The 26,903-nt window shown below is 71.1% G+C and carries 23 protein-coding genes; 15 read left to right on the forward strand and 8 right to left on the reverse strand.

From position 1 onward, the window contains the following. Positions 1 to 219: 219 nt before the first annotated feature. The 5 genes from CR165_RS16550 (at position 220) to CR165_RS16570 (ending at position 5,700) form a co-directional block, all read left to right on the forward strand. The gene (locus CR165_RS16550; RefSeq protein ID WP_109518055.1) at positions 220 to 1,359 is read left to right on the forward strand and encodes a glycoside hydrolase family 5 protein; all 1,140 of its coding nucleotides are present in this window, start codon (positions 220 to 222) and stop codon (positions 1,357 to 1,359) included. A gap of 364 nt (positions 1,360 to 1,723) precedes the next feature. Next, positions 1,724 to 2,734, forward strand: a complete 1,011-nt coding sequence (locus CR165_RS16555; protein ID WP_109518056.1) for an NAD-dependent epimerase/dehydratase family protein — start codon at positions 1,724 to 1,726, stop codon at positions 2,732 to 2,734. Between the two features lie 361 nt (positions 2,735 to 3,095). Further along, positions 3,096 to 3,944, forward strand: coding sequence for a 3-deoxy-8-phosphooctulonate synthase (gene kdsA / locus CR165_RS16560; RefSeq protein WP_109518057.1), 849 nt, complete (start codon positions 3,096 to 3,098; stop codon positions 3,942 to 3,944). Further along, entirely contained in the window at positions 3,941 to 4,681 is a 741-nt protein-coding gene (locus tag CR165_RS16565) for a 3-deoxy-manno-octulosonate cytidylyltransferase (protein ID WP_109518058.1), read from the forward strand. The genes kdsA and CR165_RS16565 overlap by 4 nt, the downstream gene beginning before the upstream one ends. Positions 4,682 to 4,698: 17 nt before the next feature. Continuing rightward, positions 4,699 to 5,700: a KpsF/GutQ family sugar-phosphate isomerase gene (locus CR165_RS16570; protein ID WP_109518059.1), complete on the forward strand. Its 1,002-nt coding sequence runs from the start codon at positions 4,699 to 4,701 to the stop codon at positions 5,698 to 5,700. Positions 5,701 to 5,721: 21 nt separating this feature from the next. On the opposite strand, the gene CR165_RS16575 is transcribed toward CR165_RS16570, so the two are convergent. The 4 genes from CR165_RS16575 to repA all read right to left on the reverse strand — a co-directional run bounded on the left by CR165_RS16575 (position 5,722) and on the right by repA (position 11,256). Then, positions 5,722 to 7,674 carry an AI-2E family transporter gene (locus CR165_RS16575; protein ID WP_109518060.1) on the reverse strand — a complete coding sequence of 651 codons (1,953 nt, stop codon included), beginning with the start codon at positions 7,672 to 7,674 and terminating at the stop codon, positions 5,722 to 5,724. Between the two features lie 128 nt (positions 7,675 to 7,802). Beyond that, complete coding sequence (locus CR165_RS16580) at positions 7,803 to 8,735, reverse strand: replication protein RepA (protein ID WP_367604220.1); 933 nt, start codon at positions 8,733 to 8,735, stop codon at positions 7,803 to 7,805. A gap of 365 nt (positions 8,736 to 9,100) precedes the next feature. Next, entirely contained in the window at positions 9,101 to 10,090 is a 990-nt protein-coding gene (gene repB / locus CR165_RS16585; RefSeq protein ID WP_109518062.1) for a plasmid partitioning protein RepB, read from the reverse strand. After that, on the reverse strand, positions 10,087 to 11,256 hold the full coding sequence (gene repA, locus CR165_RS16590) for a plasmid partitioning protein RepA (RefSeq protein WP_245906495.1): 1,170 nt from the start codon (positions 11,254 to 11,256) through the stop codon (positions 10,087 to 10,089). Before repA ends, repB begins: the two co-directional genes overlap by 4 nt. 286 nt (positions 11,257 to 11,542) lie before the next feature. Between repA and CR165_RS16595 the strand changes: the two genes are divergently transcribed. Genes CR165_RS16595 through CR165_RS16610 form a run of 4 tightly spaced genes read left to right on the forward strand, consistent with a single transcriptional unit; the run spans position 11,543 to position 16,654 of the window. Continuing rightward, complete coding sequence (locus CR165_RS16595; protein ID WP_181378204.1) at positions 11,543 to 12,541, forward strand: efflux RND transporter periplasmic adaptor subunit; 999 nt, start codon at positions 11,543 to 11,545, stop codon at positions 12,539 to 12,541. Then, on the forward strand, positions 12,538 to 13,716 hold the full coding sequence (gene devC, locus CR165_RS16600; protein WP_109518065.1) for an ABC transporter permease DevC: 1,179 nt from the start codon (positions 12,538 to 12,540) through the stop codon (positions 13,714 to 13,716). The genes CR165_RS16595 and devC overlap by 4 nt, the downstream gene beginning before the upstream one ends. Further along, the gene (locus tag CR165_RS16605) at positions 13,716 to 14,405 is read left to right on the forward strand and encodes an ATP-binding cassette domain-containing protein (RefSeq protein WP_109518066.1); all 690 of its coding nucleotides are present in this window, start codon (positions 13,716 to 13,718) and stop codon (positions 14,403 to 14,405) included. Before devC ends, CR165_RS16605 begins: the two co-directional genes overlap by 1 nt. A gap of 59 nt (positions 14,406 to 14,464) precedes the next feature. Continuing rightward, positions 14,465 to 16,654, forward strand: a complete 2,190-nt coding sequence (locus CR165_RS16610; RefSeq protein ID WP_109518067.1) for a putative bifunctional diguanylate cyclase/phosphodiesterase — start codon at positions 14,465 to 14,467, stop codon at positions 16,652 to 16,654. A 10-nt stretch (positions 16,655 to 16,664) separates the two neighbouring features. On the opposite strand, the gene CR165_RS16615 is transcribed toward CR165_RS16610, so the two are convergent. The 3 genes from CR165_RS16615 to CR165_RS16625 form a co-directional block, all read right to left on the reverse strand. After that, complete coding sequence (locus CR165_RS16615; RefSeq protein WP_109518068.1) at positions 16,665 to 17,630, reverse strand: 2-hydroxyacid dehydrogenase; 966 nt, start codon at positions 17,628 to 17,630, stop codon at positions 16,665 to 16,667. A gap of 120 nt (positions 17,631 to 17,750) precedes the next feature. Next, positions 17,751 to 18,518: an SDR family oxidoreductase gene (locus tag CR165_RS16620; RefSeq protein WP_109518069.1), complete on the reverse strand. Its 768-nt coding sequence runs from the start codon at positions 18,516 to 18,518 to the stop codon at positions 17,751 to 17,753. A 79-nt stretch (positions 18,519 to 18,597) separates the two neighbouring features. Further along, positions 18,598 to 19,248 (reverse strand): TetR/AcrR family transcriptional regulator, encoded by a 651-nt coding sequence (locus CR165_RS16625; protein ID WP_109518070.1) that lies wholly within the window; start codon positions 19,246 to 19,248, stop codon positions 18,598 to 18,600. Positions 19,249 to 19,411: 163 nt separating this feature from the next. Here CR165_RS16625 and CR165_RS16630 point away from each other — a divergent pair, with 163 nt between their 5' ends. From CR165_RS16630 to CR165_RS16650, 5 genes are all read left to right on the forward strand, one after another. Continuing rightward, entirely contained in the window at positions 19,412 to 20,683 is a 1,272-nt protein-coding gene (locus CR165_RS16630; RefSeq protein WP_109518071.1) for a GTP cyclohydrolase II, read from the forward strand. Continuing rightward, positions 20,680 to 21,900: a URC4/urg3 family protein gene (locus CR165_RS16635; RefSeq protein ID WP_109518072.1), complete on the forward strand. Its 1,221-nt coding sequence runs from the start codon at positions 20,680 to 20,682 to the stop codon at positions 21,898 to 21,900. Before CR165_RS16630 ends, CR165_RS16635 begins: the two co-directional genes overlap by 4 nt. Positions 21,901 to 21,914: 14 nt before the next feature. Continuing rightward, the gene (gene upp, locus CR165_RS16640) at positions 21,915 to 22,565 is read left to right on the forward strand and encodes a uracil phosphoribosyltransferase (protein ID WP_109518073.1); all 651 of its coding nucleotides are present in this window, start codon (positions 21,915 to 21,917) and stop codon (positions 22,563 to 22,565) included. A 174-nt stretch (positions 22,566 to 22,739) separates the two neighbouring features. Beyond that, on the forward strand, positions 22,740 to 23,750 hold the full coding sequence (locus CR165_RS16645) for an SDR family oxidoreductase (protein ID WP_281262108.1): 1,011 nt from the start codon (positions 22,740 to 22,742) through the stop codon (positions 23,748 to 23,750). Positions 23,751 to 23,862: 112 nt separating this feature from the next. Then, positions 23,863 to 24,288 carry a CBS domain-containing protein gene (locus tag CR165_RS16650; protein WP_245906499.1) on the forward strand — a complete coding sequence of 142 codons (426 nt, stop codon included), beginning with the start codon at positions 23,863 to 23,865 and terminating at the stop codon, positions 24,286 to 24,288. Here CR165_RS16650 and CR165_RS16655 read toward each other — a convergent pair. Next, on the reverse strand, positions 24,269 to 24,865 hold the full coding sequence (locus tag CR165_RS16655) for a hypothetical protein (protein ID WP_109518075.1): 597 nt from the start codon (positions 24,863 to 24,865) through the stop codon (positions 24,269 to 24,271). The two genes, CR165_RS16650 and CR165_RS16655, sit on opposite strands and share 20 nt — an antisense overlap. A 218-nt stretch (positions 24,866 to 25,083) precedes the next feature. Here CR165_RS16655 and CR165_RS16660 point away from each other — a divergent pair, with 218 nt between their 5' ends. Beyond that, a complete protein-coding gene (locus CR165_RS16660) occupies positions 25,084 to 26,841 on the forward strand; it encodes an SLC13 family permease (protein WP_109518076.1) in 1,758 nt (585 codons plus the stop codon). Positions 26,842 to 26,903: the final 62 nt, after the last annotated feature.

The following is a 26,903-nucleotide window of genomic DNA, read 5'->3' on the forward strand; positions in this document are numbered from 1 at the left end:
ACTCCGTAAGCAGTTCGTTGCAACTCCGGATTGCGAATCCGGAGCAACGAACGCTTACAGGTCACACCCAGCACTCGCAAGCTGAATCTCGATTGCGTGAGCGCAACAGAATTTACTTGCACTTTGGACTCTGTTCCCCACCAGAAATAATTCCTGACTTACACGTTATTGTTTAGTAATGTCCCGTTGCGCAGGCCGAGTGAGGGGGTGGGGAAGACGATGTACCGTTCCGTCCAACGCCGGGCCTTGCTGGGCGCGGCTCTCGGCGCATCCCTGCCCAAGCCGGGAGCGCCCCGTGCGGCCTTCGTGCCGGATACCGGCAATGTGCCGTGGCGCCGTGCCAGGCGGCTGGGGCGGGGGGTGAATCTCAGCCTTTGGCGGGATCCGCTGGCAGCCCCGAAGGGTGAGGCGGAAGGCCGCGAGACCTTGGCTGAGATCGCGGCGCTCGGTTTTCGCCATGTGCGGCTGCCGATCGACATGTCTCCCGCCGTCGCCGGAATACCGCGCCGGCCGGAGGTCGCGCGGCGCCTGGCGAACCGGCTGGCGGGCGATATCGCGGCGGCGCAGGCGCGCGGGCTGGCGGTCATCCTGGACATGCACCCGCCGGACTTGTTCCGTGAGCGCCTCGTGGCCGTGCCCGGCGAGCCGGAACGGTTCGCCGAGACCTGGGCGGTCATCGCCCGCTCGCTGGCGCCGCTCGACCCGGAAAGCCTTGTCCTTGAGGTGCTCAACGAGCCGGGCGAAGCCCTCGGGCCGCGATGGCCCCGGCTGCAGGCCGTGCTGGTCCAGGCGATCCGCGCGGAAGCCCCCGGACACACGATCCTTGTCACCGGCGGGAATTTCTCCACGGTGGGCGACCTCCGCCAGCTCGATCCGCTGCAGGACGGCAATCTGATCTACAGCTTCCACTGCTATACGCCGATGCTGTTCACGCATCAGGGCGCGGCGTGGGCGCAGCCCTATGCGCGTATCAAGGGCGTGCCCTATCCCCTGCGCGCCGCAGATGTCAGGGCGGCCGGGGCGGCCGCGCCCGCGGCGGACCGGCAGGCAATCGCGGCCGAGGCGCGGGATGGCGCGGGATGGGACGGCGCCGCGCTCGAGGCCCTGCTCGCGGAAGCCGGCGAGTGGGCCAGCCAGCACGGCGTGCCGCTGGTATGCACGGAGTTCGGCGTCTTCCGCGATGGGGGCGTGAACCCGGCCGACCGCCTGCGCTACCTCGCGGACATCCAGGCCGCCCTGTCCCGCCACGTGCAGGGCTGGACGGTGTGGGACTACAGTGGAGGGTTCGGCGTGGTGCGCCGGGGCCGGCACGGTTTGCGGGTCGACCACGCCGTGCTGCGTGCCCTCGGCCTGGCCTGACATTGCGCGGAGCCGAAACCTGCCAGTCCTGCGCAGGATGATGAGCGTGGACGCTTGCGCTCAGCGTCCGTTCAGCTCTGCTGAGGCGTCCTCGCGGGGATGCGCCGGAGGAGCCTTGAAGCCTGCGCGGGATCCCCGATGCAGGGGATGAAGAAGCCGGCGGCGCAGTGATCAAGGTGGGGATCGGGTAGGCCGCCGAAGAATCCCGCGGCGGGCGGATGGCCGGCGCACCATCGCCACCTGCGGCGGCCCGGTGGAGGGCAGGACCATCGCCGTGCTAGGCGTGGGCTTCAAGCCCAGCACGGACGACATACATGGCACCCGGTTCCACCATTGTTCCAGCGGCCGACCCTGAGGGGAGGACATGAAGCGCATTCTCGTCACCGGCGCTGCGGGCTTCGTCGGCCGTGCAGTGAGCGTGCAGCTCCTGCAGGATGGGTTCGAGGTTCTGGGCCTCGACAATCTGACCCCCTACTACGATACGCGGCTGAAGGAAGCGCGCCTGCAGGATCTGGCCGGCCGGCCGGGCTTCGCCTTCGAGCGCATCGACCTCGCCGACGCGGCGGCAACCCGCGCGGCATTCGAGCGGTTCGCACCGGATGCCGTGGTGCATCTGGCGGCCCAGGCGGGCGTGCGCTACTCGCTTGAAAATCCTGCCGCCTACACATCCTCCAACATCGACGGCTTCCTGTCGGTCCTGGAAGCCTGCCGGGCTTTTCCGGTGCGCCATCTGGTCTACGCGTCCTCCTCCTCGGTCTACGGCAGCAACAGCAAGGTGCCATTCTCCGAAAGCGACCCGGTGGATCGGCCGGTCTCGCTCTACGCCGCGACCAAGCGCGCGAACGAGCTGATGGCGCAAACCTACAGCCACCTGTTCCGCATTCCCGCCTCCGGCTTGCGCTTCTTCACGGTCTATGGACCCTGGGGCAGGCCGGACATGGCTTATTACAAGTTCACCGACGCGATCTTTGCCGGGCGCTCCATCGACATCTACAATCATGGCCGGATGGAACGCGATTTCACCTATATCGATGAGGTGGTGGAGGCGATCCGGCGCCTGGTGGTGCAGCCGCCCGCCGACCGTGTCCCCACGGCCGGCGAGCCGGGGCGGATCGATCCTGGCGTGCCCCATCGCATCTTCAACATCGGCAACCACACGCCGGTGAAGCTGGACCGTTTCATCGACGTGCTGGAGAACATCATCGGTCGCAAGGCAGAGCGGCGGATGCTGCCGATGCAGCCTGGCGATGTGGAACGGACTTACGCCGATGTCTCCGCCTTGCAGGCGGCGGTCCGCTTCGCGCCGGTCACCCCGATCGAGGAAGGGCTGGCACGGTTCGTCAGCTGGTACCGCGGCTATAATCGCCTGAACTGATGCGGAGCCTGCCAGCCGGGCTGGTGCGGGCCCGGAGACCATAAGCGGCACCCTGGGGTGTCGGGCTCAGGGCCGGCATGGGTGCCTCTTATGCTACGATCCTGCTGCCATGGCTGACCTGTTCCGTGAGGCCGGAGCGCCCTGCCGCATAACGCGCCTGATGCATCATCCCGGCATCGACGCGGGATGGAGTCGGCTATCGGATTCCGCAACTGAGCCGGAGCCGAGCAAAAATTAGGAATAAGTTCACAAACCCCGCATGGAAGCAATGCAGTTGCCGGGCTCCGGTCGCGGCGTGAGCAGCATTCTGCTTTATAATGCACGGATGGATAGGCGCTTCGCGCCCGGAGAGGATTTCCTGATGGATACCAACAGCATTGTTGAAGCCGGTTCCGTGCGGTTCGGCAACAGGCTGCCGATTGCCCTGATCGCTGGTCCCTGCCAGCTGGAGAGCCGGGCGCATGCACTGGAAATGGCTTCCGCCCTGAAGGAGATCTCCACGCGGCTCGGCATCGGCCTCGTCTACAAGACCAGCTTCGACAAGGCCAACCGCACCAGCGCCAGCGCGCAGCGTGGCCTGGGCATGGAGAGGTCCCTCCCCATCTTCGCCGAGATCCGCGAGAGCCTGGGCCTGCCCGTGCTGACCGACGTGCATGACGCGGCCCAGTGCGCGCCCGTCGCCGAGGCGGTGGACATCCTGCAGATCCCGGCCTTCCTGTGCCGCCAGACCGACCTGCTGCTGGCCGCCGCCGCCACGGGGCGCGCCGTCAACGTCAAGAAGGGCCAGTTCCTGGCGCCGTGGGACATGGTGAACGTGGTCGAGAAGCTGACCGGCGCCGGCAACCCGAACGTGCTGCTCACCGACCGCGGCACCAGCTTCGGCTACAACACCCTGGTCTCCGACTTCCGCGGCCTGCCGATCATGGCCCGCACCGGCGCGCCCGTCATCTTCGATGCCACGCATTCGGTGCAGCAGCCCGGCGGCCTCGGCGGCTCCTCCGGCGGGCAGCGCGAGTTCGTCCCCGTCCTGGCGCGCGCCGCCGTCGCCGTCGGTGTCGCCGGCCTCTTCATCGAGACCCACCAGGACCCCGATCGCGCGCCCTCCGACGGCCCCAACATGGTGCCGCTGCGCCAGTTCGAGGGGCTGCTGCGCGAGCTGCAGGCGATCGACCGACTGACCAAGGCCCGGCCGGAGCAGACGGCCGCATGAACCCCGTCATCCTGATCCCGGCCCGCCTCGCCGCCACCCGCCTGCCGGACAAGCCCCTGGCCGACATCCATGGCGAGGCGATGATCGTCCATGTCTGGCGCCGCGCCGTCGAGGCGGATCTCGCGCCCATCTGGGTGGCCACCGACACGCCGGCCATCGCCGAGGCGGTGCGGGCCGCCGGCGGCCAGGCGGTGATGACCGCCGCCGGCCATCCTTCCGGCTCCGACCGCGTCTGCGAGGCGCTGGGCCGCGTCGACCCCGACCGCCGCTTCGACGCCGTGATCAACCTGCAGGGCGACCTGCCCACCGTGGCCGCGGCCACGCTGCGCGCCGCGGCCGCGCCGCTGGCCGACAGGGAGGTGGCCATCGGCACCGCCGTCGCCCCGATCGTGCTGGAGGAGGAGCGCACCGCCTCCAGCGTCGTCAAGATGGTCGGCAGCCCGCTGGGCGGCGGCCGCTTCCGCGCCCTCTACTTCACCCGCGCCACGGCGCCCTGGGGCGAGGGGCCGCTCTACCACCACATCGGCCTCTATGCCTGGCGCCGCGCCGCGCTCGAGCGCTTCGTCACCCTCGCCCCCTCCACGCTGGAGCTGCGCGAGAAGCTCGAGCAGCTGCGCGCGCTGGAGGATGGCATGCGCATCGACGCCATGCAGGTGGCCGAGGTGCCGCTCGGCGTCGACACGCCCCATGACCTCGAGCGCGCGCGCGCGCTCCTGGCGCGGCCGGCCACGGCCTGAACAGCAGGAGAGACGACATGGCACCGCTGGAAAGCGCGCTGGAGGCCACCTCCCCCTTGCAGGCCGCGCGCGAGACGCTGGAGGTCGAGACCAGCGGCCTCGCGGCGCTGCGTGCCGCCTTCGACGGGCCGCTGGGCGACAGCTTCACCCAGGCCATCGGCACCATCCAGAAGGCGCAGGCGAAGAGCGGCCGCGTCATCGTCACCGGCATGGGCAAGTCCGGCCATGTCGGGCGCAAGATCGCGGCCACGCTGGCTTCCACCGGCACGCCTTCGCACTTCGTCCACCCCGCCGAGGCCAGCCATGGCGATCTCGGCATGATCCAGCACGAGGACGCCGTCCTCGCCCTCTCCTGGTCCGGCGAGGCGCCCGAGCTGTCCGACATCATCGTCTACTGCAAGCGCTTCGGGGTGCCGCTGATCGCCATCACCTCGCGCGCCGCCAGCGCCCTCGGCAGCGCCGCCGACGTGCCGCTGATCCTGCCGGCGATGCCGGAGGCCTGCCCCAACGGCCTGGCTCCCACCACCTCCACCACCATGCAGATGGCGATGGGCGACGCCATCGCCGTCGCCCTGCTCTCGCTGCGGCGCTTCAGCGCGCAGGATTTCCGCCAGTTCCACCCGGGCGGCAAGCTGGGCGCCAAGCTGCGCAAGGCGCGCGACCTGATGCATGGCGGAGAGAACATGCCCCTGGTCCGCTCCGGGGTCAGGCTCTCGGAGGCCATCGTCGAGATGACCTCCAAGCGCTTCGGCGTCACCGGCGTGCTCGATGGCGCAGGGCATCTCATCGGCGTCGTCACCGACGGCGATCTGCGCCGCGCCTTCACCCAGGGCTTCGTCGACAGCCTGGTGGACGACATCATGACGCGGTCGCCGCGCACCATCCACCCCGCCATGCTGGCATCCGCCCTGCTCGCCGAGCTCAGCAACAGCGCCATCACCAGCGCCTTCGTGGTCGAGGACAGGGTGCCGGTCGGCATCGTCCACATCCACGACCTCCTGCGCGCCGGCGTCGTCTGACGCCCGCCATGGCTCGCGCCGTCAGGGAGATGCCGGACGCCGTGCGTCCTGATCGGCTTCCTCCACGGCGGCGCGGGCACAGGCGAGCACCGCATCCCGCAGCGTCCTGACGATGTGCCGGGCTTCGAGGTTGTCCTGCAGCCTTTCGTCAAGCCCGGCCTCCTGCCCCGTCCAGATGCCGGCGACAATCGGCGTCTGCGGCAAGACCTGCCGCAGGCGGCGCAGCAGGTAGCGCAGATGCGACGGCGCGCCCGGCATCTGCACGACACAGACGCAGACCATCAGCGCGCCCCGGGTGTCCAGCCGCGCAATGTCGCGCCGCGACACCGCCGCATGCGGCACCACCCGGGCGCCGAGGCCATGCTTGCCCAGGATCTGCGCCAGCAGCAGGGCGGAAATCTCGTCCAGCGGCCCGCGGCCGGCCACGCACAGCACCGCTCCCTCGGCCCGCCAGGGTGGCGGGATGTCCCGCGCGTCCGGCAGCTTCATCGGCACAGGCGCGGGCAGGCGCTGCTCGGCCGAGGAGAGCCGCAGGATCCGCCCGCCATTGCCGCTGGGCGGCACGGCCGGCGGGTCGACATCCGGCAGCTCGCCCAGCCCCTCCGCGAGGTCCTGCACCGCCTCGCGGATGCGGGCGAGCTGGCCGGGCGTGACCAGCCCGCGGCGCACATCGCTGGCGGCGAGCGCCAGGCCCTTCAGCGCCACCTCGTCATAGTAGGAGCAGAGCGAGCGCTCGCGCAGCAGCAGCTCCGCCTGCTCCTGCACCTCGTCCGGGTCGCCGGCGAGGGCGCGCTGGTAGAAATTCTCCACCGGCGTCAGGGCCGGGCGGTCGCCCAGCAGCACGTCGAGGAATTCCAGCCGGTCGACATGCCGGCCCAGGACCACCAGGCACAGCGTCAGCGGAGTCGCGATGATCAACCCGATCGGGCCCCAGATCCAGCTCCAGAAGATCGCCGCCACCACGACCGAGACGGGGGACATCCCCGTGCTGTGGCCATAGGCCAGCGGCTCCACCACATGGGCGATCAAGGGCTCGATGGCGAGGAACAGCACCGCGGTCCAGAGCGCCATGGACCAGCCAGGATCCACCGCCGCGGCCACCCCGATCGGCAGCACCGCGCCCAGCACCGCGCCCACATAGGGAACGAAGCGCAGCAGCGCCGCGAGCAGCCCCCAGAGCAGCGGGCTCGGCACGCCGATCAGCAGCAGCCCGGCGGCGATGACGGCGCCGAAGCCCAGGTTGATGGAAAGCTGCGCCAGGAAAAAGCGGCTGAGCCGGTATGCGGCGTCATCCATCGCCACGGTGGTGCGGTGCAGGTCGGTGGAGCCGAACAGGCGGATCAACCGGTCGCGCAGGTCTTCCCGCTGCACCAGGATGAACACCGTGACCACCAGGACGATGCCGGTCTGCGCCAGCGGCCCGGCCAGGGGCGAGAGCAGGTTGGTCGCCATCTGGCCCGGCGTGAGGGCAGGTTCCAGCACCTCGACCCGCACCGGCGGCGGTTCCGTGCCCCCCTGCGGGGTGACGGGCGGCACGACGGAGGGGGCGGTGCGCGTGGCCTCCCCGCCGATCCGTTCCAGCACCTCGCCCAGGCGCCCCACCGTCATCTGCCGGAGGGTGTCGATCTTCTGCTGCAGGCTGTGCTGGTAGAGCGGCAGGCTCTGCGCCAGCTCCGCCAGCTGGGCGCCGATGACGATCCCGGCCGCCACCAGGACACCGATCGCGACCAGCACCGCCAGGATCACCGAGCCGACCCGACCCAGCCTGGCCCGCCGCAGCAGTCGCACCAGTGGAGACAGGACGAGGCTGAGCAGGATGGCCAGCGTGACCGGGATCAGCACGTCCCGCCCGAGGTAGAGGCCCGCCACCACCACGACGGCTCCGGCCAGGGTTGTCAGGCTTCGTATGTCGGGAGCCTCGGCGGGCGCGACCTTGGCCGATGGTGCCGCGTCGGGAATTCGGATGTCGGGCATGCGCTCAGTGCCTCCGGCTCGGGTATGGAGCGGGAGCTCCTGCGCGGTAAACGCCATGGTGGCGCTAACGGCTGAGTCGGAGGCGAAATTTCCCGGGCCGGGTGTGGACTTTGCCGACCCGGTACGTCTCAGCGCGTCAGCTTGCGCACGGGCGGCGGCGAGGGCTGCAGCAGCAGCCCGTCCGGGGTCAGCGTCACCCGGGCGTCGCGATAGACTGCCTGGGCCAGTTGCAGGTTCTCGGTGAAGGCGGCCTTGAAGTGCTTGCGCAGCCGGATGCCGGCGCCGAACTGCGTTGCCAGGGCACCCCAGCTCACCATCTTGTCGCCCTGCAGGGCATGCAGGCGGTAGGCGAGCCAGCAATAGACATCGAGCGCCATCGAGGAATTGCGGATGTGCCGGATCGCCGCCTCGTCCAGCGGCACCGCGTGCTGGCGCAGCTGGTGGAAGAAGCTCTCCGACAGGCGGGCCGTCTCGACGAAGAGATCCCCCTGCCCCGCCGCGCTGTTCGTCGGGTCGTCGACGAACATGGCGATGTCGACGATGTTCTGGTTGACCAGCACGGTCGCGCCGTTGCGCGTGAAGTGGAAGGACAGGCGGCAGCGGCTGATGCGGTCGGCCTGCTCCCGCACCAGCTTCGTGGTCTTGCCGCCCACGGACACCCCGAGCCGGCCCAGGAAGTCGCGCAGCGACCGGCCGAGCTGGATGTCCCGCGACCCCGTCCGCAGCGCCTCGGATTGCAGGTAGATCAGGATCAGCCGGGCGATGGCGCCGAAAGGCACGCCGACATGGCAAGGCGTGCCGTCCGCCTTCAGCCTGACGCCCGGTTCGACCAGCAGCGTCATGCTGTCCGTCTCGAGCTTCCAGATCGCGCTGTCATCCTGCGGGCGGCGGTGCGGCAGCGCTGTCTGGCACCATCCGGAATGGATGTAGCCGGTGCCCATCTCCTCATCCGACGACCAGGACGCCGCTGCCTCCACGATGCGGGGCGCACGCCGGCCGTCCAGCAGGTCACGGGTGGCCTGCCGCCCATAGGCTTCGATGAGATGATGAACCTTGCCCATGACCATCCGCTGCGAATTGCCCGGCAAACTGGCGCAATCGGGCGCCGCTGTCGATGTGGACTCTGCCGACCATAGCTATTTGGAAGTATTTGATTCTTCTATTTGCTCTGTGCCGTCAGAGTCCACGGGATAACCCGACTAAACCTTTGAATCGCGGTGGCCTCCGGTCGGCAGAGTCCACGGTATGGTCGGCAGAGTCCACGCTGTGCCCTGTGGAGGGGGGCTGCGACTCCGGATGGTGCTCCTGGCGCCGGAAATCCCTGTTTCCCGCGGCGTTCCGCGAACCGCCGGTCGGCAGAGTCCACAGTCCTGCAGCGATGGACGAGGGCTGCACCGGAGGACCGGTCGGCAAAGTCCACACCCCTTCAGCGCGCCTTGCGTCCTTCGCGGCTGGACCGGAAGCCCTGGTAGAGGGCTTCCAGCTGCTCCGCCACATAGGTGCCGAACTCCGGCTCCAGCCGTTCATTGATGGTCAGGCGCATTCCCTGGGCGCTCTGCTCGATCCGCACCACCGGCTCTCCCCGGGGATTGCGCCAGAAGCGGCCTGCCTCCGGCGCTGCCCCGCCATGGCGCAGGCTTTCGAAGACGCGCTGGAAGCGGGCATCGCTGCTCAGGGCGCGGAAGCCCGGACCTGCCACCACCTGCGCCGCCATGTCCTCCGCCTGCGGTTGCGCGAAGAGGCGCTGCAACTCCAGCCACCGGGGCCGGCCGGTCCGGGGCGCCGGGCCGATCGCCAGGATGACGGCCCGCGGGATGCTCCGCGCCACTTGGAGGTAGCGCGTCATCTCGGCCGATTGCACGGCCAGGGCGGCGTGCAGGGTGGGGCGGTCGAAGCCATGCGCCTCCAGATGCGCGGCGAACAGGGCGCGCTCGATGAAGGTCAGGTTGCGGCGCTCGATGTTCTCCTTGCCCTGGGCGACGACCAGCTCGGCATCGCTCAGGGCGCGGACCACCGCCTTCAGCCGCACCCCCAGCCGCCGCACCGCGATCAGCCGCCGGTGACCATAGGCGATCTGGTAATGCCCTGTCTTGTCCGGGTGGGGGCGCACCAGCACCGGAACCTGCTGCCCGGATTCCGCGATGCTCTGCACCAGCGCGCGCAACTCCCCCTCGCTGTCGGCGGCGAGGCGGTCGTTCACGAAGGAGCCCTCCACCAGGGCGGGGTCCAGCTCCACCACCGTGTCGCCCGCTTCGATGCTGGCCCGCAGGGCCTGCGCCTCCTCCCGCAGGTGGCCGAGGCTGAGGCCCATGGCGCGCACCGCGCCGGAGGGCACGCGGGCGGTGGTGGGCTGCGCCGCCGCCTCCGCCTCCGGCCCGGCACTCAGCAGGTCGCGCAACGTGTTCTTGCGTTTCATCGGCTGGTCCTCCCCCAGGCCTGCAGCATCAGCTGCCGGATCTCGCCATTCACCGCGTCCAGGGCCTCGGCGGCCCGGTTGTAGGTGTCCCGGCTGAAATTCTGCGGGCCCACCTCGTAGAGGGTCTGCTTGGTGAGGCCGGCATCGGAGATGGCGGTGGATTTGACCATCGGATTGGTCAGCACCCGCGCGCCGAACAGGCTGCGGAGGAACCCCACCACCTGCGTCTGCGGCCCGTCCTGCGGCTCGTACCGGGTGACGAGATAGCGCAGGAAGTCATAGTCGAGATTGCCGCCGGCCTGCCGCACCACCGCGAGCAGGTCGGCCGTCATCAGCAGGAACTGGCACATGCTGGCGATGTCCAGCATCTGCGGATGCACGGTGATCAGCACGCCCGTGGCGGCGCACAGGGCGGCGAGGGTGAGGAAGCCGAGCTGCGGCGGGCAGTCGATCACCACCACGTCGTAATCCGCCTCCACGCTCGCCAGCGCTTCGGTCAGGCGGGTGAAGAACAGCGTCTCCCGTGAGCGTTCCGACTGGGCGAGCAGCCGGGGCGTGTCGTGCTCGAACTCATGCAGTTCGAGATTGGCAGGGACGATGTGCAGCCCGTCGATATAGGTGGGCCGGATCACCTCGCGCAGCGGGCGCTGCTGCCGGTCGTAGCGCAGCGCCGCGTAGATCGTCTCGTTCTCGCCGATATCCAGCTCGGGCTGGTAGCCGAACAGGGCGGAGAGGCTGGCCTGCGGGTCGAGGTCCAGCGCCAGTACGCGGTACCCCTGGAAGGCCAGGTACTGGGCCAGATGGACGCTGGTGGTGGTCTTGCCCGAACCGCCCTTGAAATTGGCCACCGCCAGGACCTGCAGATGGTCTCCTGGCCGGCGGCGCGGCAGGGCCGGCCGCCCCTTGCCGCGCAGCAGCCCGCGCAGCTCGTTGATCTGTTCCAGCGTATAGGCGCGCCGGCCGCCGCTGCTCTTGGCCGGAGCCGGGCCTTCCCCCGCAAGGGCCAGCTGCCGCAGATAGGAATCGCTGATCTGCAGGAGGGCCGCGGCCTCGCCGCTGCTGAAGCGCCGGAGCGATTTCTGGGCCACGGGCGGGAAGATGCGGTTGCGCAGCAGGGCCAGCTGTGCACTGAGAGCCTGGGCATCCTGGCTGATCAATGTGTCCATGGCCGCCGGCGCCGGGGCGTTGTCCTCAGGGGAATGCATGACCGACGCTTTTCTCCGGCAAAGAGGCATTTCAGCGTTAGTATATCATCGGAATGTCGATCCGCCGCAAAGCCTTTCCCACCTTCCTCATTGACAGCTGTCAACGCGCGTCATTGACAGCTGTCAATGACCGGGGCGGCCCGGCGGGCTTGCCTGAGGCCCGCCGGGCTGGCGCACGGATCACGGCAGAGTATCTATCGGCCAAGTCGAGACGCACCGTATGAAGCGACGCTTCTGGATTGTTCCCGTGGCTGCCGGCCTGGCGGCGGTGCTGGCGGCGCTGGTGGTGTGGCCGGCAGACCCGCCGCCCGCCCCGGCCACCACGCCAGCGCCCGTGGGCGTGGGAGCGCTGGGCCGTGTCGAGCCGGCCTCGCGCATCCGCCGCCTGGGCGTGCCGGGCGGCATGAGCGTCACGCGGCTCGCCCGCCTCCTGGTGGTGGAGGGCGACACCGTGGAAGAAGGCCAGCTTCTGGCCGAACTGGCCGATGCCGAGCAGAAGGCCGCCCAGCTCCGCCAGGCCGAGGCCGCCCTGGCCGAGGCGGAGCGGCAGATGGCGCTGGTTCAGGCGGCGGGCCGCCCCGAGGAAATCGATGCCCAGCGCGCCCGGCTCGAAGCCCTGCGGGCGGTGGAAGCCAGCGCCCGTCGGGACGCCCTCCGCGCCGAGCAGCTGGTGCCCAGTGGCGCGGGCGGGCAGGCCGAGGCGGAGCGCCGCCGTTTCGCGGCAGCCCGGGCCAGCGCCGAGGCGGCCGAGGCGGAAGCCGTGCTCGCGCGCCTGCGCAGCGCCAGGCCGGAAGACCTCGCCGTGGCCGAGGCACAGATCTGGGCGGCGCAGGCCCGGCTGCGGGTGGCTCAAGCAGACTTGGCACTGAGCCGCCTCTACGCGCCGATCGCCGGGACGGTGCTCAGCATCCACGCCCGGCCGGGCGACCGCATCGGCGAGGACGGGCTGCTGGAGCTGGCCGATCTCCGCCAGATGGAGGTAGTAGCCGATGTCTATGAGACCGATCTGCCGCGCCTGCGGCTCGGGCAGCCGGCCGAGATCATCGTGCCCGGAGAGGCGCAGCGGCTCTCCGCCGTGCTGACGGAAATCGGCTGGCAGGTGCGCCGCACCGTCCAGGCCGGAACCGATCCCGTCGCCGCGGTCGACGCCCGCACCGTCTCGGTGCGCCTGAGGCTGGACGAGGCCGGCGCAGCGCTTCTGAGGCGGCGGTCCAACATGCAGGTCCAGGTGGCAATCCGGCCATGAGCCTCCTGCAGTCGCTCTACCTGCCGTTGCGCCTCTCCTGGCGCCAGCTCCGCGCCGAGCGGGCGCGCCTGCTGGCGGCCATGGCGGGCGTGATGTTCGCCTGCGTGCTGGTGTTCATGCAGATCGGCTTCCGCGCCGCGCTGTTCGACTCAGCCACCGCCCTGCTCTCCGCCATGCGGGCCGAGCTTTTCCTGATGAACCCGCTCACCACCGCGAGCTTCCGGCCGGAGCCGCTGCCACGCATCCGGGCGCAGCAGGCGCTGGCCCTGGCTGAAGTGCGGCAATCCGTGCCGGTCTACATGGCGCAGGTGACCTGGCGGAACCCGGAGAGCGGCACGCGGCGGGCCATCCAGCTCGTGGCCTTCGACATCGAGAGCGATGCGATGGGCTTCAACGGCCTCGCCGCCCTGGCCGACCGGCTGAAACAGCCCGACGCCGTGGCGTTCGACCGCCGCTCCCGGCCGGAATTCGGCGATGTGGGGCGGCTGCTCGCAGGGCAACCGGGCACGCCGCTGCCGGTGCAGATCGGCGGGCGGCAGATGAACGTGATGGGGCTGGTCGATATCGGCCCCTCCTTCGGCGCGGATGGCAACCTGGTGCTGAGCGAGACGAATTTCCGCCGCCTCCTGCCGAACCGCTCGGTCGCCAATGTCGATCTCGTGGCGCTGCGCCTGCAGCCGGGCGCCGATCCCGTGGCGACGCAGGCGCGGTTGAAGGCCCTTCTGCCCGAGGATGTCGTGGTGCTGACGCAGCCCGAGCTGGTGGCCTGGGAGCGCCGCTACTGGGAGGAAGCGACACCGATCGGCTTCATCTTCACCTTCGGCAGCCTGATGGGGCTGATCGTCGGCATGGTCATCGTCTACCAGATCCTGTTCAGCGACATTGCCGGCCATCTTCGCGAATACGCCACGCTGAAGGCGATCGGCTACAGCAATGGCTATCTGGCGCGGGTGGTGCTCAGCGCCGCGCTGCTGCTCGCCGTGCTGGGCTTTGTGCCGGGGGCCGTCGTCTCGGCCGTGCTTTACGACGTGGTCGGCAGCGCCACCTTCCTGCCGCTGGGCATGAGCTGGTCGCGGGCCGGGCTGGTGTTCGGCCTGATCTTCGGCATGTGTGCCGCCGCCGGCCTGCTGGCCATGCGGAAGCTGCGGGATGCGCAGCCCGCGGACATGTTCTGATGGCCGACCCCGTGGTGCTGGAGGAGGTCTCCTACGCCTTCGGCGAAGGCGAGCTGCGGCGGGCCGTGCTGCGTGACGTCGCGTTGCGGGTGATGCCGGGAGAGATCGTGCTGCTGACCGGCCCTTCCGGTTCCGGCAAGACGACGCTGCTCACCCTGATCGGCGCGCTGCGGGCCATGCAGGCCGGCCGCGCCAGGGTCCTGGAGACAGAGCTGGCCGGGGCGGGGGAGGGGCAGCGCCGCGCCCTGCGTCGGCGCATCGGCTTCATCTTCCAGAACCACAACCTGCTCGGCTTCCTCAACGCCCGGCAGAATGTCGCCATGGCGCTGGAGTTGCAGGCTGGCTTGACCGAGCGCGAGCGCCTCTCCCGGGCCGATGCGATGCTGGCCTCCGTGGGGCTGGAGGATCACCGGCACAAGCCTCCTTCCCAGCTTTCGGGCGGCCAGCGGCAGCGTGTCGCCATCGCGCGGGCGCTGGTGGGCGATCCGGGGCTGATCCTGGCCGATGAGCCCACAGCGGCGCTGGACAAGGCCAGCGGCCAGGAGGTGGCTGCCCTGCTGCGGCGCATGGCGCGGCAGCGTCAGGTGCCCATCCTGATGGTGACCCATGATCCGCGCATTCTGGATATGGCGGACAGGATCGTGACCATGGAAGATGGGCGGGTCGTGCCCGCCCTGCCGGCGGGGTGAGAGTGGCGACGCGGCTGCGTGTCTCCGGGCCGCAGGCGGCGTCTGTCCTGGGAGAAGCCATGGCCTCGCCGAACGCCGCCGATGAGAATCCCCGGCGCATGCCCTGCCTCGGAGAGGAGGCCGCCGGGCCCGAGTTCGACGCCCTGATCCGCGTGTTCGCCGAGGCGATGCGCTGCCCCATGGCCATGCTGTCCCTCGCCGGGCCGGACCGCCCTGTAGCGCGTGCCTCGGTGGGCCTGGGTGTTGGGGAGATGCCGCGGCTGAACGCCCTCTGCGACGCCACGCTGCGCGGCCATGATCTGCTCGCTGTCGAGGACGCCTGGTCCCATCCGCAGTTCCATGATCACCCGATGGCCGTGCAGCCGGGACGAACACGCTTCTATATCGGCATTCCACTGACCGTGAACGGCGTGGAGCTCGGGGTGCTCTGCGCGATGGACGGCAGCCCGCGCCGGGCCGGAGCGGGGGAGCATGAGACGATGCGGCGCTTCGCGCTGGTCGCGCAGGCCCTGCTGCACGACCGGATGCAGGAGGTGCGGCTGCGCGACGTGCTGATGGAGCTGCGCCAGCATGGCCTGCAATTGCGGCGGCACAACCGCCTGCTCCATCAGGCAGCGCGGATGGCGCAGCTCGGCGCCTGGGAGATCGACCTGCAAAGCCAGAAGGTTTACTGGTCCGAGATCATCTACCGGCTGCATGACCTGCCGGTCGGCACGCCCATCTCCCTGGCGGGCGCCTTGAAGTTCTATCCGGAGCATGAGCGTGCCCGGATCCAGGAGATGATGGACACCACCATCAAGGGTGAAGGGCCGCTCGATTTCGAGGCGGACTTCGTCACGGCCCGCGGCCGCCATCGGCGTGTGCGCGCATTGGCGGAAATCGAGACGGAGCAGGGCGTGCCGGTGCGGGTCCTCGGCATCGTGCAGGACGTGACGGAAGGCTGGCGGATGATGGGCCGCCTCCGGAAGCTGGCGCACACCGACAGCCTGACAGGCCTGGGCAACCGCACCGCGCTGTTCGAGCGGCTCGAGGCCCTCCGCGCGATGCCGGAGGGCCATGAGGCGGCGCTGTACGTGCTCGACCTGGATGGCTTCCAGGACCTGAACGACCGCCACGGTCATCAGGAAGGTGACCAGGTGCTGAGCGGCGTCGCGCAGCGGCTGCGCCGCCTGGTCGCAGAGCCAGGCTTCGCGGCGCGCACGGGCAGCGATGAGTTCGCCCTGCTGCTGCCCAACCCCGGCACCCTGCCGGAAATCCGCGAGATGGCGCAGCGCATGGTCGCCGCCCTGCAGACCCGCCTGCCGGGCGAGAAGAGCTGGCGGCCGCTTTCCGTCAGCATCGGCGTGGCCCGCTGGCCGCACGATGCCGCAAGCCCGATCGGGCTGCTGCGGCAGGCGGACATGGCGCTCTCCGATGGGCGCCGGCAGGGCAAGGCGCGCATCACCCTGTTCTCGCCATCCATCGCCACGCAGTTCCAGCAGCGGCGCGCGGCCATCGACCATGTGCAGCGCGCCCTGGCGGAGGACCGGCTACGCCCGTTCTACCAGCCGAAGCTGTGCCTCACGAGCGGCCGGCTGATGGGCTTCGAGGCGCTGATGCGGGTCCTGGAGCCGGATGGCACGGTCAGCGGCCCGGCGCAGTTCTGGCCGGCCTTGCAGGAGCCGGGAACGGCCGAGCTGATCGGCATGCGGATGCTGGCGGCCATCACCCGCGACCTGGCGAACTGGCGGCTGGACGGCCTTCCGCCCACGCGGATCGGGCTGAACGTCACCGAGGCTGACGTGCTGTCGGACGGGCTGGTGGAGCGCGTGCTGGAACGGCTGCGCACCTGCGACCTGCCGCCCGAGGCGCTGGAGATCGAGGTGACCGAGACCGTGTTCCTCGGCCCGCAGAGGCCCGCCGTGACTCACATCCTGCAACGCCTGCACGATGCCGGCCTGCGGATCGCGCTGGATGATTTCGGCACCGGCTATGCCTCGCTGGTGCATCTGCGCGACTTCCCCATCCACTCCCTGAAGATCGACAAATCCTTCATCGACGATGTCGAGCAGGAGGGCGGCAGCCGGCTGATCGTCGAGATGCTGATCCAGCTGGCGCATGGCCTGGGCCTGGAGGTGGTGGCGGAAGGGGTGGAGAGCGGCGCGCAGCACCGGCTGCTGCAGAGGCTGGGCTGCGATGTTGGCCAGGGCCACCATTACGGCATGGCCATGCCCGCCGACGCCGTGCGGGCGCTGCTGGCGGCGGAATGAGAGGGCGGCTTCAGCAGACGAAATCCGCCGCCGCCACGGCCTCGCCGCGCAGGACGCGCTCGATGTTGCCAAAGATCTGGCGAATGCCCTTCTCGAAATTGTCGGCGGCGAGGGCCGCGATGTGCGGCGTTGCCACGACGTTGTCGAACCGCAGCAGCGGGTTCTCCGCCGGCGTCGGCTCCGTCTCGTAGACATCGGTCGCGGCGCCCAGGATCTCGCCGGCCTCGAGCGCGGCGACGAGGTCGGCCTCCACCACCACCCCGCCACGGGCGACGTTGATCAGCACGGCGCTGCGCTTCATGGACCGCAGCGCGGCCCGGTCGATCATCCCGGCGGTCTCCGGCGTCATCGGGCAGTGCAGCGAGACGACGTCGCTCTCGGCCAGCACCTCCGGAACACTGGCGAAGCGCACATCCTGCGCGGCCTCCTCCGCGGGGACCAGGCGGCGGGTCTTGTTGTAGAGGATGCGGCAGCCGAAGGGCTTCAGCAGGCGCGCGACATTCTGCCCGATCGCGCCATAGCCGATGATCCCCACCGTCTTGCCGGTGAGCATGAAGCTGGGCTTGGGCAGGGTGGTGGTGCGCCACGCGCCGGCGCGCAGCGTGGCATGGCCGAAGGCCAGGTTGCGCAGCAGGGCGATCATCAGGCCCAGGGTGAACTCGGCCACCGGCACGGCATTGCTGCCGGTGGTGCGGGCCACGGTGATGCCGCGCGCCCTGGCCGCCGCCAGATCGAAATTGTCGACGCCCACGCCCCATTTGTGCAGCAGCCTGGCCCGGCCCGCCGCGGCCAGCAGCGCGGCGTCCACCGCGATCTGGCCGGAGACCAGGAACTCGGCATCGGCCACGATCTCCCGCAGATGGGCCGGGTCGCGGCTGCGCGCGTAGTCGAGTTTCAGGCCGGCCGGCAGCAGCGCACGCATCCGCCGCGCGGTTTCGGCCGTGATCGGGTCGAGCACTATGATCTTGCGGGGCATCGGGTGATCCGGGAGCGAGGACGAAGAGGGCAGGAAGCCGTATCCGCCGGAGCGTGCGGAGAAATCATCCCGGCGGCAAGCCGGGATGCAGCGGCCTTCCGGCCCTGGCGGGGGCGTTCCTCAGACCACCGCCGTCATGCCGCCATCCACGTAGAGCATCTGCCCGTTGACGAAGTCCGAGGCCGGTGCCGCCAGGAAGACGCAGGCGCCCACCAGCTCCTCCACCCGGCCCCAGCGGCCGGCCGGCGTGCGGCGGGCGAGCCAGGCGGTGAACTCCGCATCCTCCACCAGCGGCCGCGTCAGCTCCGTGGCGAAGTAGCCGGGGGCGATGGCGTTCACCTGCACGCCCCTTGCCGCCCACTCGGCGCAGAGGGCGCGGGTCAGCATCCGCACACCGCCCTTGCTGGTGGCGTAGGGGGCGGTGCCGGGCCGCGCCAGGTCGCTCTGCACCGAGGCGATGTTGATGATCTTGCCGCGCCCGCGCGCCGTCATGCGCCGCGCGGCGGCCTGGGCCACGAAGAACACCCCGTCGAGATTGGTGCGCAGGATCTCGTGCCAGACCGCCGGCAGCACGTCGAGCGCCGGCATGCGGCGGGTGATGCCGGCATTGTTCACCAGGATGTCCACCGGGCCGAGCCGCGCCTCGATCTCCGCCAGCGCCGCCTCGGCCGCCGCCGCCTCGGTCACGTCGAAGGCCGCGACCTCGGCGGCGAGCCCCGAGGCGGCGAGGCCCGCGCGGGCGGCCTCCAGCTTCGCCGGGTCGCGGCCATTCAGCACCACCTGCGCGCCGGCCTCGGCCAGGCCGCGCGCCAGCGCCAGCCCGATGCCCTGGCTGGAGCCGGTCAGCAGCGCGCGGCGCCCCGTCAGGTCGAAAAGTCCTGCCGTCATCTGGGTCCCTCCCCGGGGATTTCGTTTCGCGGCCAGGGTGGCGGGTGGAGCGCGGCAGGGCAAGGCCAGGGCGCCGCCCTCAGCGTCCAGGCGGCTCCAGTCCGCAGCCGCGCAACACCAGCTGCAGGATGGTGTCGGTGCCGCGGGCGAAGCAGTCGGCGTCCGGCTCCGGCAGGTCCAGCACGGCGCCGATCTGGGCGCCGAAATCGGCATAGGTCTGGGTCATCGCCCAGATGCTGAAGAACAGGTGGGGCGGGTCCACCGGCGCCATGCGGCCCGCCGCGATCCAGCCCTCCAGCACCGCCGACTTTTCCTGCACCAAGGCGCGCAGCGGCCCGGCCAGGTGGCTGCGCAGATAGGGCGCGCCGTGCAGCACCTCGTTGGCGAAGACGCGGGAGGCCTGCGGCCGCTCGCGCGACCAGCGCATCTTGGCGCGGATATAGGCGGTGAGCGCCTCGGCCGGTTCCGCCTCGGGGCGGATGCTGTCCGTGGCCGAGAGCCAGAGGGCGAGGATGCTGTCGAGCAGGGTGGTGTAGAGCGCCTCCTTGGTGCCGAAGTAGTAGTGCAGGTTGGCCTTGGGCAGGCCGGCGGCGGCGGCGAGTTCCGACATGCTGGCCCCCTCGAAGCCCGCCTCGGCGAAGACGCGCTCGGCCCCGGCCAGGATTTGCGCGATGCGCGCCTGGCGCTGGCGGGCACGTGGCCCGGCCTGTGCATTCCCTGCCTGCGTCATGATCAGAATTCCGGCCTGCTGCCTTGCAAATGGGCCAATCGGGGGCCTTGGGAAATTATTGACCATTTGGTCAGCTTTCTTCTAGCGTCATATCGCCGACGCACCAAGCCGCCCCGCCGGGCGCGGCCCGCCGGTGCCGCACAGAGCGAGGCGTAGCGCGACGATGACCGGTCCGAACCGACTGCGCGACGGCAAGGGCACTGCCCCGCGCCCGATCATCCTGACCTCCCATCCGCAGCGCGGCGGCGCCAAGGCCCTGCCGCTCCACTGGGGCGCGGCCGAGCCGGCGCGGCGTGGCCCCGTCATCGCCACCACGCAGGACCCCGCGGCGCGCAACGCCATCGGCACCCATGCGGGCTCCTATGCGCTGTACCGGGCGCTGGCGGTGGCCTCGGGGCAGCTCCGCGCCGACCACCGGCCGGATTTCCGCGACACCCGCCCGGCCCAGCCGATCGGCCCCTTCCCGGCCTGGGGGGACCCCGCGAAGATCGTCTCGCTCGACCCCTTCGGGCACATGGTGCCGGAACTCTACGCGGAGCAGCTGGCGGCGGGGCTGGACATCCGCCCCAGCATCGCCATCACCCGCGCGCACATCAACATGCCGGAACTGGCCGATGCGGTGCGGGCCGGGCGACTGGCGCCGGATGGCGCGGTGCTGCTGGGCAATGGTGATGTGCGCGTCACCAAGATCGCCATCGAGCCGGTGTGGTGGCTGCCCGGTATCGCCGCCCGCTTCGGCATCGATGAGACCGCGCTGCGACGCAACCTGTTCGAGCAGACCGGCGGCATGTTCCCCGAGCTGGTGACGCGGCCCGACCTGCGGGTGTTCCTGCCCCCCATCGGCAGCATGTCGGTCTATCTCTTCGGCGACACGGCGAAGCTCGGCCAGGCGGAGACGCGCATCGCCTGCCGCATCCATGACGAGTGCAACGGCTCCGACGTGTTCGGCTCCGACATCTGCACCTGCCGGCCCTATCTGGCGCATGGCATCGAGGCCTGCATCGGCATGGCGCAGGAGGGCGGCGTCGGCGTCATCGTCTACAACCGCAAGGAGGGGCGGGCGCTGGGCGAGGTGACGAAGTTCCTTGTCTACAACGCGCGCAAGCGGCAGGAGGGCGGCGACCGGGCGGAGCAGTACTTCCAGCGCACCGAATGCGTGGCCGGCGTGCAGGACATGCGCTTCCAGGAGCTGATGCCGGATGTGCTGCACTGGCTCGGCATCACCCGCATCGACCGGCTGGTGTCGATGAGCAACATGAAGTTCGCGCCGATCACCGCCAGCGGCATCGATGTGGTGGAGCGCATCCCGATCCCCGACGAACTGATCCCGGCCGATGCGCGGGTGGAGATGGATGCCAAGAAGGCGGCCGGCTATTTCTCCCCCGCCGTGCCGGACGCGGCGGAACTGGCCGTGGCCAAGGGCCGCGCGCTGTGAGCGGTGCGCTGGCCCTGCTGCGCCGGCCGGAGACGATCCGCGCCCGCTGCCACGCCCTCCTCGCCCTGGCCGAGCGCGACGCGCTGCCGCACTTCACCTTCCACCCCACGCGCCTGCCGGCGGCGGCCGACTACGTGACGGAGACCATCCGGCAGAACTACCCGGACCTGCGCATCCCCTACCACGCGCGCTGGCGGCACTTCGCGGCCGGCGGGGTGGACCGCTGGGGCGCGCTGGCGGCGCGGCTGGCGGGGGAGGGGACGGAGGCGGTCGCGCGGCGGCGCATCGACCTCTGCGTCGTCTCGGTGCTGCTGGATGCGGGGGCGGGGCCGGCCTGGTCCTTCACCGAGCCGGACGGCACGCGCACCAACCGCTCCGAGGGGCTGGCCGTGGCCAGCCTGCATGGCTTCGCCGCCGGCCTGTTCTCCAGCGACCCGGCCGACCCGCTGCGCGTGGATGCCGAGGCGCTGCTGGCGCTGGACACGGCGCGGCTGGGCGCCGCCTTCCAGCACGCGCCGGGCAACCCGCTGGAGGGGCTGGAGGGGCGCGCCGCGCTGATGCGCAACCTCGGTGCCGCGCTGCTGCGGGCGCCGGCGCTGTTCGGCGCCGCGCCGGCAAGGCCGGGCCGGTTGTTCGACTATCTGCGCGCCCGGGCCACGCCGGAGGGCCTGCCCGCCGCCGCCATCCTCGCCGCGCTGCTGGAGGGGCTGGCGCCGGTCTGGCCGGCCCGGCTCTCGCTGGAGGGGGAGAACCTGGGCGATGTCTGGCGCCACCCGCTGGCCGCGCCGGAGGGGCCGGCGGCGGGGCTGGTGCCCTTCCACAAGCTCTCGCAATGGCTGAGCTACTCGCTGGCCGAGGTGCTGGAGGAGGCGGGGCTGCCCGTCACCGGCCTCGACGCCCTGACCGGCCTGCCGGAGTACCGCAATGGCGGGCTGTTGCTCGATCTCGGCGTGCTGGCCTTGCGCGACCCCACCCTGGCACGGCAAACCCTGCCCGCCGACCATCCGGCCATCGTCGAGTGGCGGGCGCTGACCGTGGCGCTGCTCGACCGGCTGGCGGAGCTGGTGCGGGCGCGGCTCGGCCTCGACGCCGCCGCCCTGCCGCTGGCCCGCGTGCTGGAGGGGGGAAGCTGGGCCGCCGGCCGCCGCATCGCCCGCGCGATGCGGCCGGATGGCGGGCCGCCGCTGACGCTCGCCAGCGATGGCACCGTGTTCTGACAGAAAGCCCGACCATGACCGACGCGCCGAACGGCCCCCGCGACGTGACCGTGATCCAGCACCCGCTGGTGCAACACAAGCTGACGCTGATGCGGCAGAAGGCGACCTCCACCGGCGAGTTCCGCCGCCTGGCGCGCGAGATCAGCCTGCTGATGGCCTATGAGCTGACCCGCGACCTGCCGCTGGAGACCGCCGCCATCGAGACGCCGCTGGAGCCGATGCAGGCGCCGATTCTCTCCGGCAAGAAGCTCTGCATCGTCTCCATCCTGCGCGCCGGCGACGGGCTGATGGAGGGGATGCTGGACCTCGTCCCCTCCGCCCGCGTCGGCCATATCGGCCTGTACCGGGACCCGGAGACGCTGGTGCCGGTGGAGTACTACCTGAAGCTGCCGGACGACGTCTCCGAGCGGCTGGTGATCGTGGTGGACCCGATGCTGGCCACCGGCCACTCCGCCGCCGCGGCGCTGGCGCGGCTGAAGCAGGCCGGGGCGGAGCAGCTCCGCTTCGCCTGCCTGCTGGCGGCGCCGCAGGGCGTGGATGTCGTGACCAGCGCCCATCCGGACGTGCCGGTCTTCACCTGCTCGGTCGACCGCGAGCTGGACGAGCACGCCTATATCCGCCCCGGCCTGGGCGACGCCGGGGACCGTCTGTACGGGACGAAGTAGAATCTCGCCGGACGGGGGGCGCCTTCGCGGCGCGCCCCGCCGCGCCGGATGAGGCGCCGGATAGCGCCCGCTCACGCCAGCGGACCTGAAGCATGGTCACGCGCCACGGGCGCGCCGCGGCCCTGCCCGAAACCATGCGAGGGGCGGGATGTTCTATGGGCCGGAGGTGGGGCGGTGAGAACAGGCGAAATTCCGGTACGAACCGCTGTGGTGACAGGCGCTTCCGCAGGTGTTGGCCGGGCGGTCGCCCACGCCCTGGCCCGGCGCGGCTGGCAGCTGGGCCTGATCGCGCGTGATGCCGGCGCGCTGGAGGCCGTACGCCATGAGGCGGAAGCGGCGGGTGCGCCGCAGGTCCGTGTGGCCGCCATCGACGTTGCCGATGCCTCCGCCGTCTTCGACGCGGCGGGGCGTTTCGGGCGCGAGTTGGGCGGCATCGAGCTTTGGGTGAACAATGCAATGGTCACGGTCTTCGGGCCGGTCTCCGCCCTGTCGCCCGAGGAGTTCCGCCGCGTGACGGAGGTCACCTATCTCGGCTATGTGCATGGGACGATGGCGGCGCTCCGGCAGATGCGCGCGAAGGATCATGGCACGATCCTGCAGGTCGGTTCCGCGCTCGCCTACCGGGCCATTCCGCTGCAATCCGCCTATTGTGGCGCGAAGTTCGCCATTCGCGGCTTCACCGACGCGCTGCGCAGCGAATTGCGGCACGACGGAAGCCGTGTCCGCCTGACCATGGTGCAGCTGCCGGCCGTGAACACGCCGCAATTCGACTGGGCGCGCAGCCACATGCCGCGCCGGGCCCAGCCCGTGCCGCCCATTTTCCAGCCCGATGCCGTGGCGGAAGCCGTGTGCCGGGCGGCGGAGACCGCCCCGCGCGAAGTGTGGGTGGGCTGGTCGGGCATCCGCGCCATCATCGGCACCATGCTGGCGCCCGGTATTCTGGACCGGCTGCTGGCCCGGCAGGGCTATGATGGGCAGATGGCGCCCGAGGCTCGTCCGCCCGGGCAGCCGGACAACCTGTTCGCACCCGTTGCCGGGCGCCATGCCGGGCAGGGCAGGTTCGGGGCGGTCGCGCAGCCACGGGTCAGCGCCGTGAACCCGGCGCTGCTGCGCGGCGTCATGGTCGCCGCCCTCCTGATTCCGGCGGTGGTCGCTTCGCGGCGCCTGCTGAGGCGTGGGCGCTGACGAGGCCAAAGCCGCGGGAGGCCGGCCCCGCCCCTGACCGATGGTATCCCGGCATCCCTGATTCCCCTCCCATCGCCATCGGTCACATCATCCCTCAGCAGCGGGAAGCAGCATGGACGTCGCGGAAGTCATGAGTGCCGAGGTCGAATTCATCGCACCGGAGGCCACGGCGCAGGAAGCGGCGGAGCTGATGGGTGAGCTCGACGTCGGTGCCCTGCCGGTCGGGAGCGCCGAGGATCTGCGGGGCGTGGTGACCGACCGCGATCTCCTCTATCGCGTCGTGGCGGCCGGCAGGGATCCGGCGGGCCTCAGGGTGCGGGAGGTGATGAGCAGCCCCGCCATCGCCTGCCGCCCCAATGACACGCTGCGTCAGGCCATGGACCTGATGACGGCACAGAACCTCCGCCGCCTGGCGGTGCAGGATGCGCAGGGGAAGGTGGTGGGATGGGTGACGCTGGCCGATGTCGCCCGGCGGCTGCTGGTGGAGGATGCGCGCCTGCAACAGGCGCTGCGCGGCCTCACCGAGTCCGCGGCCTGAGCCTCCGCCGGCCGCGCCGCCGCAGGTCGGCCGTCACCGTGGCGGGCAGCGCGAAGGCCGCGGCGAGGTAGTCCAGCCAGGCCTGCCCGGCCGGTCCATCGGCGGCCGAGAGCAGCGCGGCGGTATAGGCATGGGCGCCGAGCTCCTCCCGCCGGACCGATTCCAGGAGCAGGGGCAAAGGAGGGAGCGCCTCGTCCAGCGCCGCCTTCTCGGCCGTGCCCCCGCCGATCGCCGCCAGCGCCTCGAGGGGCGGGGGCGCGCCGGTCATGGCGGCCGTGGCCTGCATGCAGCGGACGAGCAGCATCCGGTGCGCCGGTGGCAGGTTGTTCACGTTGAGGGCCAGCGGAAACAGCGTCTGATGGCGGTTCTGCAGCCATCCATGCAGCAGCTTGGCGGCCACCTGCTCCTGCAGCAGAAGCTGCGGCGGCGGGGGCAGCGGGCGTGGCGGCATCGCCCCGGGCGCCGGCGCGGCGGAAAGGGTGGCGGGCAGCTCCAGCGCCTGCCGCTCCATCAGCTCCGAGCGGCCATCCGCCGCGAGGCCGAGCCATTGCAGTAGGCGCCGGGTCCTGATCGTCATGATAGCGGCGTTCCTGCAACGGGCGCGGTGGGAGATGGCGCGAGGGGCAACCTCCCTGGCAACTCGCCGCGCTTCCGCCGGTTGCGCCCGGGCGGCCGGCACATGCAGCCGACCCGAGCGACCGACCCGAGCGATCGACCCAAGCGACCAAACAGGAATTCCCGCATGCCACCGCCATTCCGCATCCCGCGCGCCCATCCCGGCCGCGAGGGCCGCCCGTGACGCTCGACCAGGGCCTGGCCTTCGGCATCCTCGGCGCCACGGTGGGGCTGTTCCTCTGGGGCCGCATCGCCTACGAGCTGGTGGCCCTGCTCGCCCTGCTGGCCGGCGTGCTGGTGGGCATCATCCCCATCGACCGCGCCTTCGCGGGCTTCGCCGACGATGTGGTGGTGATCGTCGCCTGCGCGCTGCTGGTCAGCGCCGCCGTCGCCCGCTCCGGCGCCATCGAGACGCTGATGCGCCCGGTGCTGCCCTATCTGGGCCATGCCTCGACCCAGGTGCCGGCGCTGGCGGGGGCGGTGCTGGTCACCTCCATCTTCACCAAGAACATCGGCGCGCTGGCCATCTTCATGCCCGTCGCCCTGCAGCTGGCCCGGCGCACCGGCACCCGCCCCTCCGCCCTGCTGATGCCGATGGCCTTCGCCTCGCTGATCGGCGGGCTGATCACCCTCACCGGCACCTCGCCCAACATCATCGTGGCGCGGGTGCGGGCGGAGGTGACGGGCGAGCCCTTCGGCATGTTCGACTACACGCCGGTGGGCCTCGGCATCGCGCTGGCGGGCATGGCCTTCCTGGCCTTCGGCTGGCGCCTGCTGCCCACCGGCCGGCGCGGCACCGCCGAGGCCGCCCCCGCGGTGGAGGACTACACCACGGAGGTGCAGGTGCCGCCCGGCTCGCCGCTGGTGGACCGGGGCGTGGCGGAGCTGCTGGCCATGGAGCCGGGGCGCGTCGGCGTCGCCATCATCATCCGCGAGCGCTTCCGCCGCTTCGTGCCGACGCCCGAGGGCAGGCTTCGCGCCGGCGACACGCTGCTGCTGGAGGGGGACCCGGAGGATCTGGAGCGCGTCATCGCCCGCGCGGGGCTGCGGCTGGTGGCCGCACACACTGAGGGCGAGGCCAATGTGGCGGAGGGCGTGGTCACCGCCGAATCCCCTCTCGCCGGGGAGACGGCGGAGCGGGCGAGGCTGCCGGAGCGCTTCGGCATCGGCCTGCTGGCGGTCAGCCGCAGCGGGCAGCGCATCGCCCGCCGCCTCGGCGGGCTGCGGCTGCGCGCCGGCGACGTGCTGCTGCTGCGGGGCGCGGCGCCCGCCATCAGCGGCGCGCTGCCCGCGCTGCGCGTGCTGCCGCTGACGGAGCGCAGCATCGCCCTCGGCCGCAGCCGGCGCAGCTGGGTGCCCATGCTGGTGCTGCTTGGCGCCATGCTGCTGGTGGCGCTGCATGTGGTGCCTGTCGCCATCGCCTTCTTCGGCGCCGCGGTGCTGCTGCTGATGCTGCGCAGCCTGAGCCACCAGGAGGCCTATGGCGCGGTGGAATGGCCCGTGCTGATCCTGCTCGGCGCGCTGATCCCGGTGAGCGAGGCGGTGCGCAGCACCGGCGGCACCGACCTGATCGCCGCCTGGCTGGAAAGCGCGACGCGGCAGCTGCCGCCGCTCGGCGCGCTCGGGCTGATCATGGCCATCGCCATGGCCGTCACGCCCTTCCTGAACAACGCCGCCACGGTGCTGATGATGGGCCCGATCGCCGCCAGCTTGGCGCAGCGCCTGGGGCTCAGCCCGGATGCCTTCCTGATGGCGGTGGCCGTCGGCGCCGCCTGCGACTTCCTCACCCCCATCGGCCACCAGTGCAACACGCTGGTGATGGGCCCGGGCGGCTACCGCTTCGGCGACTACGCCCGGCTGGGCGCGCCGCTGACGCTGATCGTGCTGGCGGTCGGCGTGCCGATGATCGCCTGGGTTTGGGGGCTGACGCCCGGCTAGGGCGCCGGGGCCGGCCGCCCCGCCTTCCTCCCGCCCCGCCTTTCCCGCCCCGTCTTTCCCGC

Origin of the sequence: Teichococcus aestuarii, from assembly GCF_003116135.1 — a bacterium.
GTDB lineage: Bacteria > Pseudomonadota > Alphaproteobacteria > Acetobacterales > Acetobacteraceae > Pseudoroseomonas > Pseudoroseomonas aestuarii.

What these genes read in the sequence shown, in the direction of transcription:
- CR165_RS16550 (WP_109518055.1), top strand. Translation starts at nt 220, where the DNA reads ATGTACCGTTCCGTCCAACGCCGGGCCTTGCTGGGCGCGGCTCTCGGC.
- CR165_RS16555 (WP_109518056.1), top strand. Translation starts at nt 1,724, where the DNA reads ATGAAGCGCATTCTCGTCACCGGCGCTGCGGGCTTCGTCGGCCGTGCA.
- kdsA (WP_109518057.1), top strand. Translation starts at nt 3,096, where the DNA reads ATGGATACCAACAGCATTGTTGAAGCCGGTTCCGTGCGGTTCGGCAAC.
- CR165_RS16565 (WP_109518058.1), top strand. Translation starts at nt 3,941, where the DNA reads ATGAACCCCGTCATCCTGATCCCGGCCCGCCTCGCCGCCACCCGCCTG.
- CR165_RS16570 (WP_109518059.1), top strand. Translation starts at nt 4,699, where the DNA reads ATGGCACCGCTGGAAAGCGCGCTGGAGGCCACCTCCCCCTTGCAGGCC.
- CR165_RS16575 (WP_109518060.1), bottom strand. Translation starts at nt 7,674, where the DNA reads ATGCCCGACATCCGAATTCCCGACGCGGCACCATCGGCCAAGGTCGCG.
- CR165_RS16580 (WP_367604220.1), bottom strand. Translation starts at nt 8,735, where the DNA reads ATGGGCAAGGTTCATCATCTCATCGAAGCCTATGGGCGGCAGGCCACC.
- repB (WP_109518062.1), bottom strand. Translation starts at nt 10,090, where the DNA reads ATGAAACGCAAGAACACGTTGCGCGACCTGCTGAGTGCCGGGCCGGAG.
- repA (WP_245906495.1), bottom strand. Translation starts at nt 11,256, where the DNA reads ATGGACACATTGATCAGCCAGGATGCCCAGGCTCTCAGTGCACAGCTG.
- devC (WP_109518065.1), top strand. Translation starts at nt 12,538, where the DNA reads ATGAGCCTCCTGCAGTCGCTCTACCTGCCGTTGCGCCTCTCCTGGCGC.
- CR165_RS16605 (WP_109518066.1), top strand. Translation starts at nt 13,716, where the DNA reads ATGGCCGACCCCGTGGTGCTGGAGGAGGTCTCCTACGCCTTCGGCGAA.
- CR165_RS16610 (WP_109518067.1), top strand. Translation starts at nt 14,465, where the DNA reads ATGGCCTCGCCGAACGCCGCCGATGAGAATCCCCGGCGCATGCCCTGC.
- CR165_RS16615 (WP_109518068.1), bottom strand. Translation starts at nt 17,630, where the DNA reads ATGCCCCGCAAGATCATAGTGCTCGACCCGATCACGGCCGAAACCGCG.
- CR165_RS16620 (WP_109518069.1), bottom strand. Translation starts at nt 18,518, where the DNA reads ATGACGGCAGGACTTTTCGACCTGACGGGGCGCCGCGCGCTGCTGACC.
- CR165_RS16625 (WP_109518070.1), bottom strand. Translation starts at nt 19,248, where the DNA reads ATGACGCAGGCAGGGAATGCACAGGCCGGGCCACGTGCCCGCCAGCGC.
- CR165_RS16630 (WP_109518071.1), top strand. Translation starts at nt 19,412, where the DNA reads ATGACCGGTCCGAACCGACTGCGCGACGGCAAGGGCACTGCCCCGCGC.
- upp (WP_109518073.1), top strand. Translation starts at nt 21,915, where the DNA reads ATGACCGACGCGCCGAACGGCCCCCGCGACGTGACCGTGATCCAGCAC.
- CR165_RS16650 (WP_245906499.1), top strand. Translation starts at nt 23,863, where the DNA reads ATGGACGTCGCGGAAGTCATGAGTGCCGAGGTCGAATTCATCGCACCG.
- CR165_RS16655 (WP_109518075.1), bottom strand. Translation starts at nt 24,865, where the DNA reads ATGACGATCAGGACCCGGCGCCTACTGCAATGGCTCGGCCTCGCGGCG.